At 61.0% G+C, this 17,310-nt stretch carries 17 protein-coding genes; 3 read left to right on the forward strand and 14 right to left on the reverse strand.

Annotation, left to right across the window (positions count from 1 at the left end):
- Complete coding sequence (gene fni / locus HII33_RS08885) at window positions 1-1,029, forward strand: type 2 isopentenyl-diphosphate Delta-isomerase (RefSeq protein WP_179395448.1); 1,029 nt, start codon at window positions 1-3, stop codon at window positions 1,027-1,029.
- A gap of 69 nt (window positions 1,030-1,098) precedes the next feature.
- Here fni and HII33_RS08890 read toward each other — a convergent pair whose 3' ends face one another.
- From HII33_RS08890 to HII33_RS08915, 6 genes are all read right to left on the reverse strand, one after another.
- Window positions 1,099-2,436, reverse strand: coding sequence for an RsmF rRNA methyltransferase first C-terminal domain-containing protein (locus HII33_RS08890; RefSeq protein WP_179395449.1), 1,338 nt, complete (start codon window positions 2,434-2,436; stop codon window positions 1,099-1,101).
- Complete coding sequence (locus HII33_RS08895) at window positions 2,429-3,394, reverse strand: hypothetical protein (protein ID WP_179395450.1); 966 nt, start codon at window positions 3,392-3,394, stop codon at window positions 2,429-2,431. Before HII33_RS08895 ends, HII33_RS08890 begins: the two co-directional genes overlap by 8 nt.
- Before the next feature lie 18 nt (window positions 3,395-3,412).
- On the reverse strand, window positions 3,413-4,144 hold the full coding sequence (locus HII33_RS08900) for an SAM-dependent methyltransferase (protein ID WP_343036854.1): 732 nt from the start codon (window positions 4,142-4,144) through the stop codon (window positions 3,413-3,415).
- 68 nt (window positions 4,145-4,212) lie between these two features.
- Window positions 4,213-4,557, reverse strand: a complete 345-nt coding sequence (locus tag HII33_RS08905; protein ID WP_179395451.1) for an iron-sulfur cluster assembly protein — start codon at window positions 4,555-4,557, stop codon at window positions 4,213-4,215.
- Between the two features lie 11 nt (window positions 4,558-4,568).
- Complete coding sequence (locus HII33_RS08910) at window positions 4,569-4,790, reverse strand: 2-hydroxymuconate tautomerase (RefSeq protein WP_179395452.1); 222 nt, start codon at window positions 4,788-4,790, stop codon at window positions 4,569-4,571.
- A 24-nt stretch (window positions 4,791-4,814) separates the two neighbouring features.
- The gene (locus HII33_RS08915) at window positions 4,815-5,720 is read right to left on the reverse strand and encodes a YitT family protein (protein WP_179395453.1); all 906 of its coding nucleotides are present in this window, start codon (window positions 5,718-5,720) and stop codon (window positions 4,815-4,817) included.
- A 193-nt stretch (window positions 5,721-5,913) separates the two neighbouring features.
- Between HII33_RS08915 and HII33_RS08920 the strand changes: the two genes are divergently transcribed.
- Together HII33_RS08920 and HII33_RS08925 are read left to right on the forward strand one after the other, a co-directional pair.
- Window positions 5,914-7,326, forward strand: a complete 1,413-nt coding sequence (locus HII33_RS08920; RefSeq protein ID WP_179395454.1) for a C69 family dipeptidase — start codon at window positions 5,914-5,916, stop codon at window positions 7,324-7,326.
- The gene (locus tag HII33_RS08925) at window positions 7,323-7,649 is read left to right on the forward strand and encodes a DUF6176 family protein (RefSeq protein WP_179395455.1); all 327 of its coding nucleotides are present in this window, start codon (window positions 7,323-7,325) and stop codon (window positions 7,647-7,649) included. The genes HII33_RS08920 and HII33_RS08925 overlap by 4 nt, the downstream gene beginning before the upstream one ends.
- Before the next feature lie 256 nt (window positions 7,650-7,905).
- On the opposite strand, the gene HII33_RS08930 is transcribed toward HII33_RS08925, so the two are convergent.
- From HII33_RS08930 to HII33_RS08965, 8 genes are all read right to left on the reverse strand, one after another.
- Window positions 7,906-8,700, reverse strand: a complete 795-nt coding sequence (locus HII33_RS08930) for a Nif3-like dinuclear metal center hexameric protein (protein ID WP_179395456.1) — start codon at window positions 8,698-8,700, stop codon at window positions 7,906-7,908.
- 15 nt (window positions 8,701-8,715) lie between these two features.
- On the reverse strand, window positions 8,716-9,414 hold the full coding sequence (locus tag HII33_RS08935) for a tRNA (adenine(22)-N(1))-methyltransferase (RefSeq protein ID WP_179395457.1): 699 nt from the start codon (window positions 9,412-9,414) through the stop codon (window positions 8,716-8,718).
- 90 nt (window positions 9,415-9,504) lie between these two features.
- Complete coding sequence (gene rpoD / locus HII33_RS08940; protein ID WP_179395458.1) at window positions 9,505-10,611, reverse strand: RNA polymerase sigma factor RpoD; 1,107 nt, start codon at window positions 10,609-10,611, stop codon at window positions 9,505-9,507.
- A gap of 44 nt (window positions 10,612-10,655) precedes the next feature.
- The gene (dnaG, locus tag HII33_RS08945; protein WP_246287354.1) at window positions 10,656-12,497 is read right to left on the reverse strand and encodes a DNA primase; all 1,842 of its coding nucleotides are present in this window, start codon (window positions 12,495-12,497) and stop codon (window positions 10,656-10,658) included.
- Between the two features lie 137 nt (window positions 12,498-12,634).
- Window positions 12,635-14,704: a glycine--tRNA ligase subunit beta gene (gene glyS, locus HII33_RS08950; RefSeq protein ID WP_179395459.1), complete on the reverse strand. Its 2,070-nt coding sequence runs from the start codon at window positions 14,702-14,704 to the stop codon at window positions 12,635-12,637.
- A gap of 20 nt (window positions 14,705-14,724) precedes the next feature.
- A complete protein-coding gene (gene glyQ / locus HII33_RS08955; RefSeq protein ID WP_179395460.1) occupies window positions 14,725-15,606 on the reverse strand; it encodes a glycine--tRNA ligase subunit alpha in 882 nt (293 codons plus the stop codon).
- Between the two features lie 253 nt (window positions 15,607-15,859).
- Complete coding sequence (locus HII33_RS08960; protein ID WP_218841928.1) at window positions 15,860-16,432, reverse strand: LOG family protein; 573 nt, start codon at window positions 16,430-16,432, stop codon at window positions 15,860-15,862.
- 14 nt (window positions 16,433-16,446) lie between these two features.
- Window positions 16,447-17,262: an HAD family hydrolase gene (locus HII33_RS08965; RefSeq protein WP_246287413.1), complete on the reverse strand. Its 816-nt coding sequence runs from the start codon at window positions 17,260-17,262 to the stop codon at window positions 16,447-16,449.
- Window positions 17,263-17,310 lie beyond the last annotated feature (48 nt).

Below are 17,310 nucleotides of genomic sequence, written 5' to 3' on the forward strand. Positions count from 1 at the left end.
ATGACGTCTGTACAATCACACCGCAAGGACGAGCATGTGTTTTTGGCGGAAAAATACTTTAGACCCGTCGCCGATGCGGGCTTCGACCAGGTCCGGCTCATCTACTCTCCACTACCCGAGACTGCAGTGGCGGCCGTCTCAGTCACCCCAGACCTCTGGGGGTGGTCGTGGCCACTATACATCAACGCGATGACTGGCGGCTCAGCGCAGACCGGGCGGCTGAACGCACAGCTCGGCCGGATCGCGGCGGCCTGTGACCTGGCGATCGCCAGTGGCTCCCAATCCGTTGCGTTGGCCGAACCGGCCTTGGCACCAACGTTCACGGCGCTGCGGACTGCGGCACCAGCGGCCTTCATTCTCGGTAACCTCGGGGCTAATCACGGTCCTGAGGCGGTCGCCAAGGCGGTCGCGATGCTCCAAGCCAACGCGATCGAGCTTCACCTCAATGTGATCCAGGAGACCGTCATGCCGGAAGGTGACCGCGAGTTTCACTGGTTGGCCAATCTGCAGGCGGTCGTTGCGGCCAGCCCGGTCCCTGTGGTGGTCAAAGAGGTCGGCAATGGCTTCTCGCGGGAGGCCTTCACCCAGCTTGCGGCGATCGGGGTCCACTACGTCGATGTCGGTGGCCGGGGCGGGACTGACTTCGGCCAGATCGAAAACGTGCGCCGCCCAGACCGCGATTATGACTATCTGCAAGGGTTCGGCCAAAATACCGTTGAGTCCTTGCTGGAAGCCCAGGGACAGCCCCTCACCCGCTTAGCCACTGGTGGGATCCGTACGCCGCTGGATGTGGTCAAGGCCCTACGGCTCGGGGCAACTGCGGTCGGGCTCAGCGGGCTGGTCCTGCACTGGCTCGTGCAAGACGGTGAGGCCGCGGCGATCGCGCGGCTCAAGCGTTGGCAGGCACAATTGCCGGCACTGATGGCGGCGCTTGGGGCAGAATCGCCTGCTGCTTTGCGTCAGGTCCCGGTTGTGCTCACGCCAGCACTCCAAAGCTACATCAATCAGCGCGGATTGCCCCACCCCTGACCCGACGCTAAAAAGCGGTCCATTCTCCGACTCGGATGAATGGACCGCTTTTTGAATTTGATCAGTCGCTCAGATCCGCAGGCCTTTGGGGTATGCGTTTTTGATCGTTCCGCCGACAAGTTTGCCTAGCGCAAACGACTTGCCGTCAAGGGTCAACAAAACGGTCCGCTTACCGGTCAGTTGCGGCCGCGCCAAGGTCTCCCCATGACGATAGCGGGCAAACTCCGCGTCGTCGACGGGGACCACTTGCTGAAAGGCCTGCGGTGCAAGCGCAGTGGCCAGACTGTGACTGGCCTCGAACCGGTTCTTCTTGAACGTGCCCAGGTGTAGCCCGGCCCGCAGCACTTTAACGCCGGCTAAGCTGGGGGTGGTGGCAGGCAGTGCATAAAGCTGGTCACCGCGCAGGTAAAAGGCGCCTGGTGTCAACGCCGACGTGAGGCTCTGGTTCGCGAATGCTTGCCAGCTCGTCTTTTGCTCGGCGCTCAGACGGCTCGCAACTTCGGTCGGACCGGTGATCGGCGTGTCCCCAGCCTTGACCAACTTGGCGACAAAGTGCCCTTCTCCGGCAGCTGTTTGAGGCCAAAGCCGGGCGGCATAGGCCAGCGTCGGGTCACCGCCGCCCCATTCTGGGCGCGCGTCGCTGATCCCTTCGGGTTTGGCGAGGGGCACCAGCGTCAGGTCAAGCGTCTGCTGCGCCCAGGCGACGATCTGCTCGTCTTCTTCTGGACTGAAGGTACACGTCGAATAGATCAGGGTCCCACCTGGGCGCAGCATCTTGACCGCAGCGGTCAGGATCTCACGTTGGCGTGTGGCACAGCTGGCAGGATAGTCTGGCGTCCAGTACTGCATGGCGTCGGGGTCTTTGCGAAACATCCCTTCACCTGAGCACGGGGCGTCGACCAAGATCCGATCGAACGCCTCGGGCCAGTGCACGGCAAGTGTCTGTGGGTCGTTGTTCGTCACGATCGCGTTACGGATGCCAAAGCGCTCCACGTTACTTGAGAGCACCTTGGCGCGCCCCGGGTTGATCTCGTTGGCGACCAGCACCCCGTGCTGCGCCATGAAGCTAGCGAGGTGGGTGGTCTTGCCGCCGGGGCTGGCGCAGAGGTCCAATACCCGTTCGCCAGGCGTAGGGGCCGCCGCGGTGCCCACGAACTGCGCGCTAGGTTCTTGGCTGTAGACATAACCCGCCACATGGTCGATCCCGTTACCGGCGACCTTACCGAAGTGCCCCCACTGGCTCCACGGGATCGGAGCGCCAGCGGTCTCAAGCGGGGCTGCCGGCCGCAGCGGGTTCACTCGGTAGCCGGTTTGGAGCGGTGCGGAGAACCGTGCCAAGAATGCCGGGGCGTCTGCACCGAGCAATTCAGTGTACTTGGCCACAAAGCCAACAGGTAATTCAGTCATGTCTCGCCACTTCCTTCGTGAGTCGACTGCGGCGCAACCACCACCACAGTCCGAGTGCGTGGACCGCCCACAATGCCGCAACAAAAGCGATCAAACGGGTCCGGTCCGTCAAATAAAACCACCACCAGCATACAGCGCCGCCGAGGCCGACGGCGCCGGCGACATGCGTGACGGCCTGACGCCAGCGGCCGCGGTCGTACTGACGCCGCCATTCAGGGGTCAGGTCACGCGGCGTGCCTGCGCGAACCAGTCGTGCTGCAGCCCAGGTCAACCCGAGTGCGGCGAGTAGCAATCCGGTACTGCGTAGCAGGGTCAAGCCGACCTCTGCCCACCAAGTCCGCGCGCTGCTGCCTTCGTAGTGATAGGCCGTCAGTGTCCCACCAAAGACGCGGCGAATGGTCGCCATCTCCTTCGCAAGGTGTTGACCATCGACATAGATCGTCGTGGCGGTGAGCGAGACATCTTGGGCGGCGGTACTGCTAGCGTTCAGGAAGATTGCCCGGTTCAGCGGACTGTCACGGCGGGTCGCGACAGTGCCAAGCACGGGTAAGTACGTCTTGTCCCACTGAAGGTATTGCTGCTGACTACCGGTGTACAACTGCGCCACCACCGCTTGGCCGACCACGGCGACGGGTAGCGTTGCCGTCAGGTCTGCAACCGAGAACCATTGCCCGGATTGGAGCGGAAGTCCGGCATCGGCTTGCGTCGCAAAGAGGAAGATCTGGTGGTCCGCGGCGTGGAACTGGACTTGGACTGGACCGAGTTTGGCCTTGGCCAGGGCGGCTGCGGCTTCTTGGACCGTCAGGTGGCGGCTCGGGTGGACGACCTGGGCCGATTCAGACAGGCCGTAGTGGTCGAGTCGATCGGCGTACTCGGACTGGTCGTGCAGCGACCAGGTCCAGCCCGCCAGGATCACCAAGGCGACCCAGCAGATATCGAGCAACAAAAAGCGCTTCATGCGGCCCCTCCTTTCGTGTCATCGCATCCGGTAGATGCGGTCGTTGATCGCGTCGAACTGCGGAAACGCCCGGTTGAGGGTGAGCAGGCGGCGATCCGGGACGAATCGAGCCTGTTGCCAGAACAGCCGGCTGTTGGTCGCCCCATGACGTTCGCCGATCACGAACAGTTGCAGCTGAGGAAACGCGGCGCGCAAAGTGTGCAAGAACGCGGCATCGTTCCATTCCTGATCAGGCGACCAGGCCATCACAACGGCGTCGACCGCGTGGCCATACCGCCACAGCGCAGCTGTGGCGCCCGCGCGCTGCACCGGGACTAACGGGGCCCGACCGGTCGCGTTCGTCCCGACCCAGCTCAACGGGTCGGTCGTGATCACCTCACTACCAGCCGCCTGCAAGCCGGCGGATAGGTACCCGTTACCCGCGGCCACTTCGAGGTAGCGCTGCGGACCATAAGTGGCCTGCCAGGTCTCGGCCAGCGTCTGGCTGACGAAGGCCCACATCCCGTAGTGATAGGCGATGTATTGACGAAAATTCCGTGCGAGCTGGTCGAAGCGGTGCAGCGCCTGTTCGACCACGGGATCGGTGCTGAGGCGCTCCTCGGCTGGCAATCCCAGTCGGATCAGCGGTTGAACCGGCAGTTGACCGTGCGCGACCGCCTGCCGCCAGGTGGTCATCGCGTTAAGCTGCTGCGTGACAAGCGGTGTCGGACACGCAGCGGCCATTGCATTCAGATGTTGCCAGTAGTCCACGCGCCGTCCTCCTTTGGCTCGCAAAAAAGGCTGGGACAGGCCCGGCCTTCGTGTGTGTCTATCACCGGTCAGTGGATCCCCAGCGCCATCTTAGCATAACGGCTCATGCGCTCGGGCCCCCAGGCGGGATACCAGACCAGGTGGATGTCGATGGACTTGATCCCTGGCACCGCCAGCAGCGCATGGTGGATGCTATCATCCAGGATGTCCGTCAGCGGGCAACCCATGGTCGTCAGCGTCATCTCCACGTCGCAATGACCGGTTTCATCCAAGTCGACCCCGTAGATCAAACCAAGGTTGATGATGTCGATCCCAAGCTCTGGATCGATCACCGTTTCCAGCGCCGCCACGATCTTCTGTTTCATCTCCGCGTAGTACGCAGTCTCTTCTGATGACTCCTGTGCGTCTGCCACAGCGCGCCTCCTTACTGCTCGTCGGACTTGAGCACACCGGCCACGGCATAGTGGTTCTTCGCCATCTCGTTGAGAACGATGTGAATGTGTTCCTTTGGTGCCCCGGTGTTCTTAGCGATCGCTTCCGTTACGTCCGCGCACATCTGGCGCAAGGCTTCCGGGGAGCGACCTTCGATGAGATCAATGTGAACTAATGGCATCGTGATCATCCTCTCTTCTTTTCGATACTCCATTATCGCACAGCCCGTACGGATTGGCTAGGCCTCGTGCTGACCTTGACGCTTGGCCGCTTGCTGGTCAGAGGTCAAAAACTCGCCGACGACATCCACGGTGTTGAGGATATCGATGAAGGCCGCATGGTCTGCGCCCAGCGTCGCTTGGGTCAGATCGTACAGCTCGTAGCGCGTGATCACGATCATCAGCGTCGTGTTCGGCCGGCCGAGAAAGCCCCCCTTGCTTGGCATCACCGTGATCCCCCGGATCAGACGGGCGCGGACTGCAGCGATCACCGCTTCGGCGTGCTCGGTCACGATCATCGCGGTGATTTTTTGGTTCGAGGTGTGCAGACCATCCACGACCCGGGTCATGCAGTAGATCGAGATGATCGTGTACAAGGCGCTTTCCCACTGGATCCCGAGGCCCGCAACTAAGATGATCGCCAGGTTGATCGCGAACATCAGCGCGCCGACCGTCCGCCGGGTCGTTTTGGCCAAGTACATCGACAGGATGTCGAGGCCGCCGGTCGAAAACCCGAAACGCAGCGCGATCCCGACGCCCGCGCCAGTCAGGACGCCACCGAAGATCGCATTCATCAAGGGGTTCGTCGACAAGGCGTGCACGGGCAGGAGGATCGCTAGGACTGAGATCACCAGCGTGTTCAAGAAGCTGAACACGGTGAAATCTCGGCCCAGCTTCCGCCAGCCGAGGTACGCGAGCGGCAGATTCAACAGCAAGTTGAACCAGCCGGTCAGATCCTGATGGGCCACCCCAGCACGCTGCAAGAACAACGAGAGCAGCTGTGCGACCCCGGTGGCCCCAGACTGGAAGACCTTGGCTGGCGTCAAAAAGAAATTCAAGGCGATGGCGGTGATCAGACCGCTGGCCAGGACGACGCCGAGCCGCCGCAGTGTGTCATGTTGGGTGTATTGGGTCAGTTTTGCCATGGGGATTGCCTCGCTTCGTCTACGTTTTGTAGACACATATTCTGCGCGCCACCCGGGTTCGAGGCGCGACCTTCACTAGAATACACGCGCGGTTGTGGATTTAACAGCCCCCTAGCGACTTTTTTGTTAAACTAGAGGTAACTGCGCGGACTTTGTCTACAGTCCGCGAACAGTGATCAAGGAGGCAAAGACAATGGCAACGCGCACATCCTGTACCAGTATCCTGATCGGCAAAGCGGCTAGCGCAGACGGCAGCGTGATGATCGGACGCAACGAAGACAGCAAGGCGGCTTGGCCGAAGCACGTCGTCGTCCATCCAGCTCAAGTCAACGACACCGTGACCTTCGCTTCTAAGGCGAATCAGTTCACGCTCGCCTTGCCGAGCCACGCGCTCAAGTACACGGCCACCCCGGAGTGGACGACGGACTTCGGGCTGTTCGAAGAAGCCGGCATCAACTCGGCGGGCGTGGCGATGAGTGCCACGGAAAGCGCCTATGCGAACCCGCGAGTACTGGCTTACGACCCGTTCGTGGCAGACACCGGTATCATCGAAGAAGCGATGGTCACCGTCGTGCTCCCGTACATTCAGTCGGCCCAAGAAGGCGTGACCCGACTCGGGAAGATCGTGACGCAACATGGCACCGGTGAGGCGAACGGCGTCTTATTTGCGGATCACGACGAGGCTTGGTACATGGAGATCGCGACCGGGCATCAGTGGGTCGCGCAACGCATCCCCGATGATTGCTACGCCGTGGTCGCGAACCAGCTGGCAATCCAGCGCGTGCTCCCAGACTCCCCCGACTTCATGTACAGCCCCGACTTGTTCGACTTCGCCGCGACCCACCGCCTGTGGGAGCGCGGGACCGCCTTCAATTTCCGGCAGATCTTCGGGACGACTGGCGCGTTCGATCACACCTACAACACCGCGCGCGTCTGGGACGGACAACGTCGGTTGAGCCCGAAGCGACAGAGCCAGCCAACAGATGACGATCTGCCATTTTGCTTGCAGGCTGACCGACCGCTGTTTGTGGACGACGCGTTCCAGGTGCTCGGGGCCCACTTCGAGGAGACCGACTACGATCCGGCAGACAGGTTGGCTGGCGCAGCGCACCGCTTCCGGCCGATCAGTCTGGCTCGCACACAAGAGGCCCATGTGTTACAGTTGCGGCCGGACCTGCCCTACGAGATCGCCGATCTGCACTGGATCGCCATGGGCGTCGCGGCGCAGAGTCAATTCGTGCCGTTCTTTGCCGGAACGACCGACACACCGGCGGACTATCAGCGCGGCGCGCTACCGCCCAGCCTTGACGCCGCCTATTGGCAGTACAAGCTGGCCGGGGTGCTGATGGACGCCCACTTCCGGTACTTCCAGCACGATCTGAACCAGGTGCAAGTAGCCACTCATGCTGAGTTGCTGGCACACATCGCCGCAACTGACGCGCAGAGCCACGGCTTGGATGCCCCGGCGCTGGCGGCGCTAGCGACCAGCGCAACGATGACCAGCGCCGCTCTCAGTAAGGCGGCCTGGCAGCGGTTCACGATGGCCTTGCTGGCCAAGTCGACGGACCTCAGCCCACTTAACTTTACAACGGACCCGAACCTATGATCGAGCTGGAAGGATTTGCAGTCTACCCTGATCAGATCGCGACGGCGCGCGAATGGATGACTTTTTTGCGCACGCACCAGGCGGCCGTGGACCGCACCCTGATCCCAGAACACCTCGCGCGCGAATCGATCTTCTCTATTACCCTCAATGGCCGGTTCTACCTTTGTTGGTACAGCGAACAGACTGCCCCCGCCCCAGCGGTGACGGATAGCCAGGATCCGATCGACCGTCGCCATGTCGACTACTGGCAACGGTGCATCGATGAGTCTGTCCCACCGTTACGCTTCTCTTTAGAGAACCACTTCATGCCGCCTGCGCGCTGACGGACGCAAGCATAACCTCCGGTGGCACGTGTCTACCAGAACGTGACGTGCCATCACCTATCGGCCATCCGGCGATGCCGAAGCGAGGCATTCGAATGCATGTCTGCCTGTTACTCACTGCGTTCGAACGGGCAAAGTAAGCCACATAAGAGCGGTCCCCTGTCAACCCGTTCGGGTTTTTCAGGAGACCGCTCTTGTACTTTGGGCTAAACCTGCGTTACGGCGCAGCCCTGTTTTGATCGGGCAGAACCCGGCTTCACATGAAATGAAACGGATCGGTACTCAGTTGAGACGCGATGACTTGAACGGGCCAGTCCTCACTTTGGGCCCAGTCGATCAAGCGCGCGCGGACCTGCGCCTTCATGATCGCCTCGATGTGATGGCCAGGATCGATCACGGGTATGTCGGCGGCGAGCATCTCATGGGCGGTGTGGTAGTAAACGTCGCCGGTCACGTAGACGTCAGCACCGGCCGCCTGCGCGTCGCGATAAAACTTGCCGCCATCGCCGCCTAAAACGGCAACGGTCTGGACCGGGCGGGTAAGGTCCGTGGCAATCACCCGCAGCCCCTGCAAGTCAAAGCGCGCCTTGAGCGTGCTCGCCCAGTGGTCGAGGCGCATCGGCTCGGCTAAGTCACCGATACGGCCCATGTTCGCTTCATCGCCGGTCGCGATGAACGGACGGATCTGTGTCAGCCCCATCGCATTGGCGAGCCAGTCGTTCATCCCACCGGTCGCCCGATCCAGGTTCGTGTGCGCCGCATAGACTAGGATCCCGTGTTCGATTAGACGGCCGTACATGCGATTCTGTGGGTCGGCGAAGTCTAGGTTCGCCGCGGGGCGAAAGACGGCGGGATGGTGCGCAAAAATCATGTCTGCATTGAGTTGGATCGCCTCTTCGACCACCTCTGGGCGCACATCCAGCGTCACAAGGACGGTGTGCACCGGGCGCGTCGCGTCGCCGATCTGGATCCCCACCGGGTCGCCGGGAACGGCGAGGCTACGCGGGGCGAACTGCTCGAATTGATCGATGATCGTCTGACCTGTTAGCATCAGTTGCCTCCTTGATTAGGCGTTGCGCTCGGCTTCAAACAGCGCGAGGCGCGCGCGTTCTTCAGCGATCTTGGCGGCTTGATCCGCCTGTGCGTTGGCGAGGTTCGTCAGCACCGCCTGTGTCTTGACGATCCGCTTGTCGAGCTCCTGCAGGAACAGTGCACTGCGCCGTTGCCGAAGCACGGGACCGAGGATCAGATCAGCCTCTTGGTACGGCACTTCTGGCTTGGTCTGCCCGGCGACGATGATCGGGTAGACGTGGCCCAGTTCTTCAACGAGGTCTTCGTCGAGGATCCCGAACTCGTGCTGGGCGAGCCAGATCCGTAGCGCCTCGTCATCGCGGTTAGGGGCCAAGATCAACGTTTCGGTGCCATCGAGGTGTGCCAGCCCGGCGGTCAGGATGTCGCGGATCAATAAGCCACCCATCCCGGCGATGAAAAGGGTATCGATGCCGTCTTCCGGCCGCAGCCCCGCCAGACCGTCTGCCAACCGGACGTCGATCACATCGGCCAACCCGTTGTCGCGCACGTTGGCCGTCGCGATCGCGACCGGTCCCTCGCCGACGTCGCTGGCAACGGCAAAGTCGATGCGCCCAGCCTTGGCCAACTGGATCGGGATGTACGCGTGGTCCGTGCCGATATCGGCGATGCGGCGACCGTCCCCCAAGAAATCGGCAATGTGCTGCAGGCGCTTAGACAGGTGAAATTTTTCCATGACAGTGTTACTCCTCATCTCGTGATAACTTTAGTATACACGACTGGCCGAACAACCAAAAGGACGCCGATACCGGCGCCCTTCAATGGGTTATTCCAAAAAGTCCTTGAGCTGCTTGGACCGGCTCGGGTGGCGCAGCTTGCGCAGTGCCTTGGCCTCGATCTGGCGGATCCGTTCACGGGTCACGCCGAAGACCTTCCCGACTTCCTCAAGGGTACGGGTCCGGCCGTCGTCCAGGCCGAAGCGCAGACGCAAGACGTTCTCTTCCCGGTCCGTCAGCGTATCGAGGACGGATTCGAGCTGCTCCTTGAGCAGTTCGTAGCTCGCGTGGTCCTCCGGGCTGGTCGCGTCTTGGTCTTCGATGAAGTCACCGAGGTGCGAGTCATCCTCTTCCCCGATCGGGGTCTCAAGGGAGACCGGTTCTTGCGCGATCTTCAGGATCTCGCGGACCTTATCCGTCGGCATGTCCATCTCGGCCCCGATCTCTTCTGGCGTTGGTTCCCGCCCGAGGTCTTGCAGCAGCTGACGCTGGATCCGGATCAACTTATTGATGGTTTCGACCATGTGGACCGGGATCCGGATGGTGCGCGCCTGGTCAGCAATCGCGCGGGTAATCGCCTGGCGAATCCACCAAGTCGCATACGTCGAGAATTTGAAGCCTTTGCGGTAGTCGAACTTCTCGACGGCCTTCATCAGCCCCATGTTCCCTTCCTGGATCAGGTCCAGGAACTGCATGCCGCGCCCGACGTAACGCTTCGCGATAGAGACCACCAGGCGCAGGTTCGCTTCGGCGAGGCGCTGTTTGGCTTCTTGGTCCCCTTGCTCGATCTTCAGGGCCAGCGCGACTTCTTCGTCCGCGGTCAGCAACGAGACCCGGCCGATCTCCTTGAGGTACATGCGGACCGGATCGTTGATCTTGATCCCGCTCGGCGCTGACATGTCGGAGAGCTCTTTTTTGGAGATCTTCTTTTCTTTCTTGAGGCTAAGTTCGGATGGGTCACCGTTGGCGTCAACGATCGAGATACCGTTATCTTCCAGATTCTGCATCAGCTCGTCGACCGCGGCGCTCTTCAACTCAAATGGCTTGACGATCTTCGTCACCAATTCTTCATTGGTGATCTCTTTTTTTGCTTTGTAGTCCTTAATGATCTGCTTTACTGCTGTTTCGTATTGCTTGTTGGTCGTCTGTTCAGCCATTAAAGTTCCTCCTTGGGTCAGCGTCCGTGGACGCTAGGTTCTTATCACATGGTCTTGACTTGGCGCATCAGGGTGTAATACTGCATCGTCAGTCGGTTGATGGCCTCCCGGTCGCCCAGCTGCACCGCTTGGTTGAGCTGCTGTTTGACTTGTTGGGCCTGCGTGACGACGGTCTGCTCCTGCGCACGCACGATCAGGTCATCGACTGCGTCCACTGCCTGATCAGGCAGTGGGGCAAAGTCGATCCCAGCGACGACTGGTGATAACGTCGGGTCCAGCGTGTCCATGAACCCGGCGACGCTGGGTGCCGGTTCATCCTTGGTGTAAGTGAGCCAGGCGTCGAACAGTTGCTGATACGGGGGCGTCTCGAAGACAAAATCGCTGGTGTGCAACCGACGCGCGATGTTGGGATCGCGCCAGGCCAGCTGGAGCAGCTGACGCTGCGCTTTTTGGTAGCGGTCGTAGTGGCTCGGCCGCGCGGGGTTGCTCGTCTGATCCATCTCCGGCGCTCCGAACGCCACGTCCGGTTCGGGTGGCGGTGGGCCGAAGTCGAATCCGTCGGCGGGCTCGGCACTCGGTGCTGATGGGCGGACTGTGCGCAACGACTGCTGAAGCGCCGTCGTCGGAACGCCGGTCAACCCGCTGATCTGTTCGAGGTAGACCGCTTGGGCGACGGGATCGGGCTCGCCGGCCACCTCCTTGAGCGCGGCGTCAATGTAGGCGAGCTTCTCTTGGTCGGCGGTCAGGTCATGCCCGTTGGCGAGGTAACTGAGCCGAAAGCCGACCGGCGTTAGCGTATGCGCCAGTTGCTGACCGAACGCCTGGGCACCGCGGGCTTGGATGTACTCGTCCGGATCTTGCGCATCCGGGAGCACGACCACACCGACCTGTAGCCGGGGGTGGTCGCGGACGAGGCGCAACGCGCGGTCAGCGGCGTGCTGCCCAGCGGCGTCTCCGTCGTAGCAGATCGTCAGCTGGTGGGTGTGATGGGCGATCGTCGCGACTTGCTCTTGTGTCAAGCTCGTGCCCATCGAGGCGATCCCCGTCTTGACGCCCGCCTGGTAGGCTGAGATCACATCCATGAAGCCCTCAAATAGGGTCGCCCCCCCGCTCTGCTTGAACTCGCCTTTCGCCTCATCCAAGTTGAATAAGACGTCGCGCTTGTTGAACAGCTCGGTCTCCGGCGAGTTGAGGTACTTGGCCTGCGCCCCGTCTTTGGTCAGCACGCGGCCAGAAAACCCGATCACGGCACCATACGCATCCTTGAGCGGGAACATCACCCGGTCGCTGAACCGATCGAACAGGTGGCCCTGCTGATCTTCAACGAACAGGCCGCTTGCGCGCTGTTCGTCGTACTGAACGGCCCGGCTGTCGAGAAACTTCTTCAACAGCGTGCGGTCCTTCGGGAGGTAGCCCACCTCGAAGTGGTCGATCGTCTCCTGGCTTAGGCCACGCCCGGTCAGATAAGCGAGCGCAGCCTCTCCCCCAGCCGTGTTGACCAGCACGTGGTGACACAGGTCAGTGACTAAGCGCAGGATCTCCTTTTGCCGGGTGACCGTCGCGCTTTCCTTGGGTCGGTCGGATTCGATCGTAACGCCCAAAGGCACATTGACGAATTCAGCGACCTTGGCGACGGCTTCGGGGAAGCTCAACTTGTCGTAGTCCATCACGAACTTGAACACGTTGCCCCCGCGCCCACAAGAGAAGCATTGAAAGATCTGTTTGCTCTCCGAAACCGAGAAACTCGGCGTCTTCTCGGCGTGGAAGGGGCAGACGCCGAACAGGTTCTGGCCCTGCTTGTGCAGGTTGACGTACTGCCCGATGTAATCGGCGATGTTGACGGTGTTGCGCACCTGATCGATCGTCTCGTTCGGGATCATTGCCATCGTTGCCCACCCCCTTTGGTGCCGCGGCATAGCGGTAAAAAGTCGCACTCCATGATCGAAATGCGACTTCTTGTCTACCGGTTTTACCGCATACTAATACAACCTATAGTATACGCGGTTATTCATGGATGTCAACGCTACTTGACGATCACCGCGGTGACGTCACCGAATTGGTGGATCAAGGTCGCTAACCCGGTCAGCTCGGACAAGCGGTTGGCTCGAACAGCTGGGTCGTCGGCCATGATCATCGTCTCGGTGAAGTAGTCTGTGATTGCTGGGGTCAACGCGCGCAGCGCCTGATAGTTGGCCTCACTTGGCTTCTCGCCGTAACCAGCCTTGGCGGCGCTGACCGCGTCATTCAAGGCTTTTTCAGTGCTGTTTTCGAAAAGCGCCGCATCGATCGCGACATGCATCGGCTGCTTATCCGCGATCCGGACCACCCGGCCCAGCGCCTCAAGCACCGACTTGAAGTCCGGATCATCTTGGTGCTTGGTCAAGATCGCAGCGGCATCGATCATCGCTTCGACATCGACCGTCGCGCTTGCGCTGACAGCATCGAGGATGTCGTGGCGGATCTGTTGTCCTGACAGGTACTGGCTGACCCGATCGCGCATGAAGTCACTCAGCGCCAAGAGATTCTTCTGGTAGTCGAGCCCCGCGAGCTGATCATTCGCGGCTAGTGCGTCGATCAGTGCGCCTTGGATCGCCGTAATATCGAACGCCCAGTGCTGCGCGGCGATCATCCGCACGATCCCATAAGCTTGTCGACGCAACGCGTATGGATCATTGGAGCCACTTGGGATCAGATCGACCGCAAAGAAGCTCATCAGCCCGTCCAGCTTGTCGGCGATCGCCAGAAGCGTCCCGATCGTGCTGGTCGGTAGTGCCCCGTCCGCACTGATCGGCTGGTAGTGTTCCTTGATCGCAAGTGCGACGGCCGGGTCTTCACCTGCTAGTGTCGCGTACACCTGGCCCATTACGCCTTGCAGTTCGGCAAACTCACCGACCATCGCCGTCACCAGGTCGAACTTATAGATGGCCGCCGCCCGTTGCAGCTTGGCCTTATCGGCCGCCGGCAGACCGACCGCGTCGGCCAACCAGCCGGCAATCGTCTGCACGCGTGCCATCTTAGCGTACATTGAGCCGATCTTATCATGGAAGCTGACCGTCTTCAGGCGGTCGACATATTCGGCGATCGTCTTCTTCTGGTCTTCCGCGTAGAAGAAGGCCGCGTCCTCAAGCCGCGCGGTGAGCACCTTGACGTTGCCGGCGATCACGTTGGCCATGTCGTCGGCATTCCCGTTGCGCACCCCGATGAAGGCGTTGACCATCTTGCCCTGCGCATCGCGCGCGTAGAAGTAGCGCTGGTTGTCTTTCATCGACGTGATCAACACGGCTTCTGGGATCGCCAGATACTTTGCGTCGAAGCGGCCGGCAAAAGCGGTCGGCCACTCAACGAGGTTGTTGACCTCTTCGAGCAGATCCGCGTCGAGATCGATGGTCCAGTCGTTGCGCTCGGCGATCGCATCGATCTGAGTGGCGATCAGCGCCTGACGTGCTGCCGGCTCGACCAGGACCTTCTGTGCCCGCAGTGCCTCGACGTAATCAGTCGCTTGCGCGAGGTCGACTGGCTGGCCCAAGAAGCGGTGGCCTTCGGTGCGGCGCCCGGCTTCGATGTCCAGGAGCTGCATCGGGATCACCTGATCGTCGAGCAGCGAGACGAGCCAGTGGATCGGACGGATGTACTCGAACGCGTAACTCCCCCAGTGCATTCGGGTCGGGAAGGTCAACCCTTTGACCACGTCGATCAAGCCCGGCAAGATCGACGCCGCAGGCCGGCCTTCGATCGCTTTGTGGAGGTACACGTAATCGACGCCCTTGATCGTCTTGAAGGTGATGTCATCGACAGTCATCCCCTGCCCGCGCGTGAACCCGATCGCGGCCTTGCTCCAGTGCCCCTCAGCATCCAAGGCGATCTTCTTGGCTGGGCCCTTCACGTCTTCTTCGACGTCGGCCTGCTTGTCGGCCAAGTCGTGGATCAGTAGCGCCAGCCGCCGTGGCGTTGCGAGCTGGTCGATCATGCCGTGTGTCAGGTGGTTGTCCGCTAGGAACTTCTCAGTCTTCGTCGCGAATTGCGCCAGGCTTGGTGTGACGACATGCGCTGGCATGTCCTCCAGCCCGATCTCCAATAAGTAGTTGTGTGTCATTATGCCTCTACCTCCGATTGCTAGTGCTTCAAGAGCGGGAAGCCGAGCTTTTCACGCTCGGCGACGAACGCACGGGCGACCTTGTGCGCCATCTTACGGATCCGGTTCATGTAGCCGGCGCGCTCGGTGACGGACACGACCCCGCGGGCGTCCAGCAGGTTGAAGGTGTGGCTGCACTTAAGGATGTAGTCGTAGGCGGGGTGGACCAACCCGAGGTCCATCAGCCGCCAAGCTTCTTTCTCGTAATCATCGAAGAACCGCAGCAGCATGGCCTGATCGCTTGCTTCAAACGCGTACTTGCTGTGCTCAAACTCCGGTTCCTTGAAAATATCGCCGTAAAGCACGCCGTCACCCCATTCAAGGTCGAAGACGTTGTTGACGTCTTGGATGTAAGACGCCAGGCGTTCGACCCCGTAAGTGATCTCGCTGGTGACCGGTGAGACTTCAAGCCCCCCGACGACTTGGAAGTATGTGAACTGCGTGACTTCCATCCCGTCGAGCCAGACTTCCCAACCGACCCCGGCACACCCCATGGAGGGGTTCTCCCAGTTGTCTTCCACGAAGCGAATATCGTGTTGCAGTGGCTCGATCCCTAACGCACGCAGGGAATCCAAATAATAGGCCTGGATCTCCTTGGGGCTCGGCTTCATGACCACCTGAAACTGATGATGTTGGTACAGCCGGTTCGGGTTCTCCCCGTAGCGGCCATCCGCTGGTCGCCGAGAGGGCTCAACATACGCGGCTGACCACGGCTCCGGACCGATCGCGCGCAGGAAGGTGTACGGGCTCATCGTCCCGGCCCCCTTCTCCGTGTCGTAGGCCTGCATCAGCATGCACCCCTTGTCCGCCCAGAAGTTCTGCAGCGTCTGGATCATTTTTTGGACGCTCATTTTCTCTGTCATCGCTGTTCTCCTTCACCTCAGTGACACAAAAAAGCGCCACTATGCCAAAACTGACATAGGGACGCTTGCGCGCGGTTCCACCCTACTTCGAGCCTTGCGACTCGCCCTTGCTTAGGTTGGCTCGAAAACGCCAGTCTCCCCACGACGGCAAGGCTTGCACTGCCCCTTGCTCGCTGAACGTCTGAGATGGGTCGACCCTTTTTCTCATCACCGATTGATTTTGTCTTCTAGTATAGCACGCCGTGTCGGGGCGTCAAGCACCAGCGGTTGGGTAAGTGCGGATGGCTGGCGGGGTATAGGCCCGCATGAATGCCGCGATCGGCGTCAGGTGCGCCGCAAAGCACAGCTTGCGGCGGTCGGCGGCAGTCAGAAAGTCAGCCTCGACCATCCGGTCAAACATCTGGGCTAAGGGATCCCAGTACCCCGCCACGTTGTAAAACGCGCATGGACTCGCGTTGTCGCCGATCCGCGCCCACGAGAAGGCCTCGGTGATCTCCTCCAGCGTCCCGGGACCACCAGGCAGTGCGATGCACCCTTCGGCCAACGCGAGCATCCGCTGCTTGCGGATCGCCATATCCGGGACCTGCTGCACCTCAAGGCCGGCCAGGGCCGCCCCGCGTGCATATAAGTTGGTCGGCATGATGCCGATCACCTGCCCACCGTTCGCCAACACCGTCCGTCCCAGTATTCCCATCAGGCCGACACCACCGCCACCATAGACCAGCGTATGCCCATAGGCCACGAGCCATCGGCCGAGGTGCTCGGCCGCCGCGGTGTAAATCGAGGCATTCCCCGCGGATGCGCCACAAAAAACCGCGATCTTCATTATAATCACCCCACTTAGGTCAGGCGTGCTGGCAGCTGACCGGCCAGTACGCGATCGATCCCCAATAAGACCCCGCGGTCATCGTTGCTCGCCGTGCAGTAACGCGCGTATGCCTGCATGTTTGGCGTTGCATTAGCCATCAGCACGCCGTAGCCCACTGTTTGCATCATCGCGATGTCGTTGTCGGTGTCGCCAAATGCCATCATCGCAGCCGTCGGGATACCGAGGTGCTGTCCAAGCCAAGCAAGGGCCTGCCCCTTGTCTGCACGGGGTGACATGATGTCGATGAACGTCGGCCCACCGACTGTGACCGTGTATTGCGCACCGAATCGCGGGCGGTACTGCCGCGCCATGGCCGTGTATGCACTGCCGTCGGGGAGGTACACCGTGGTCTTAGGCGCCGGGACCGTGCAGTCTCGCAGGTCCGGCACGAAGGCCATGTTGGTGATGAAGTGCCGAAGTGTCGCCTCGTGGCCATCATCGGCTTGTTCCAGCACTGTCTGATCCATCGCACAGACGAACGGGACGCCACGTCCTTGAGCACGCGCAAAATCACGGACCTGCCAGTAATCGTTCGGCTGTAGCAGTTCCGTTGCGAGTAGCTGGCCGTGGCGCTTGATCACCGCGCCGTTCTCGGCGACTAGGGTCATGCGATCCAGGACCGGAGCGAACATCGCTTCAAGCGTGTACACCGCGCGCCCACTGGCCGCGACGAACTCGATCCCGGCTCGGGCCAAAGCGGTGATCCGATCAAACGTGCCAACAGGCAACTGTTTGGTTGAAAGGAGCAACGACTGGTCCATGTCGCTTGCGATCAGTCGAATGGGCATTGAACTCAAATGGAGCGCCTTCTTTCGTGAGATGCAGCCGTGCGGCCG

This window comes from Lacticaseibacillus absianus (assembly GCF_013407595.1).
In the GTDB taxonomy this organism is placed as follows: domain Bacteria; phylum Bacillota; class Bacilli; order Lactobacillales; family Lactobacillaceae; genus Lacticaseibacillus; species Lacticaseibacillus absianus.

Excerpts from the sequence above, each read along its gene's own strand:
- HII33_RS08930 (WP_179395456.1), bottom strand. The coding sequence starts at position 8,700 with ATGCTAACAGGTCAGACGATCATCGATCAATTCGAGCAGTTCGCCCCG.
- glyQ (WP_179395460.1), bottom strand. The coding sequence starts at position 15,606 with ATGACAGAGAAAATGAGCGTCCAAAAAATGATCCAGACGCTGCAGAAC.
- rpoD (WP_179395458.1), bottom strand. The coding sequence starts at position 10,611 with ATGGCTGAACAGACGACCAACAAGCAATACGAAACAGCAGTAAAGCAG.
- HII33_RS08895 (WP_179395450.1), bottom strand. The coding sequence starts at position 3,394 with ATGAAGCGCTTTTTGTTGCTCGATATCTGCTGGGTCGCCTTGGTGATC.
- HII33_RS08915 (WP_179395453.1), bottom strand. The coding sequence starts at position 5,720 with ATGGCAAAACTGACCCAATACACCCAACATGACACACTGCGGCGGCTC.
- dnaG (WP_246287354.1), bottom strand. The coding sequence starts at position 12,497 with ATGGCAATGATCCCGAACGAGACGATCGATCAGGTGCGCAACACCGTC.
- HII33_RS08960 (WP_218841928.1), bottom strand. The coding sequence starts at position 16,432 with ATGAAGATCGCGGTTTTTTGTGGCGCATCCGCGGGGAATGCCTCGATT.
- HII33_RS08925 (WP_179395455.1), top strand. The coding sequence starts at position 7,323 with ATGATCGAGCTGGAAGGATTTGCAGTCTACCCTGATCAGATCGCGACG.
- HII33_RS08910 (WP_179395452.1), bottom strand. The coding sequence starts at position 4,790 with ATGGAGTATCGAAAAGAAGAGAGGATGATCACGATGCCATTAGTTCAC.
- HII33_RS08920 (WP_179395454.1), top strand. The coding sequence starts at position 5,914 with ATGGCAACGCGCACATCCTGTACCAGTATCCTGATCGGCAAAGCGGCT.
- HII33_RS08935 (WP_179395457.1), bottom strand. The coding sequence starts at position 9,414 with ATGGAAAAATTTCACCTGTCTAAGCGCCTGCAGCACATTGCCGATTTC.
- fni (WP_179395448.1), top strand. The coding sequence starts at position 1 with ATGACGTCTGTACAATCACACCGCAAGGACGAGCATGTGTTTTTGGCG.
- glyS (WP_179395459.1), bottom strand. The coding sequence starts at position 14,704 with ATGACACACAACTACTTATTGGAGATCGGGCTGGAGGACATGCCAGCG.
- HII33_RS08965 (WP_246287413.1), bottom strand. The coding sequence starts at position 17,262 with ATGCCCATTCGACTGATCGCAAGCGACATGGACCAGTCGTTGCTCCTT.
- HII33_RS08890 (WP_179395449.1), bottom strand. The coding sequence starts at position 2,436 with ATGACTGAATTACCTGTTGGCTTTGTGGCCAAGTACACTGAATTGCTC.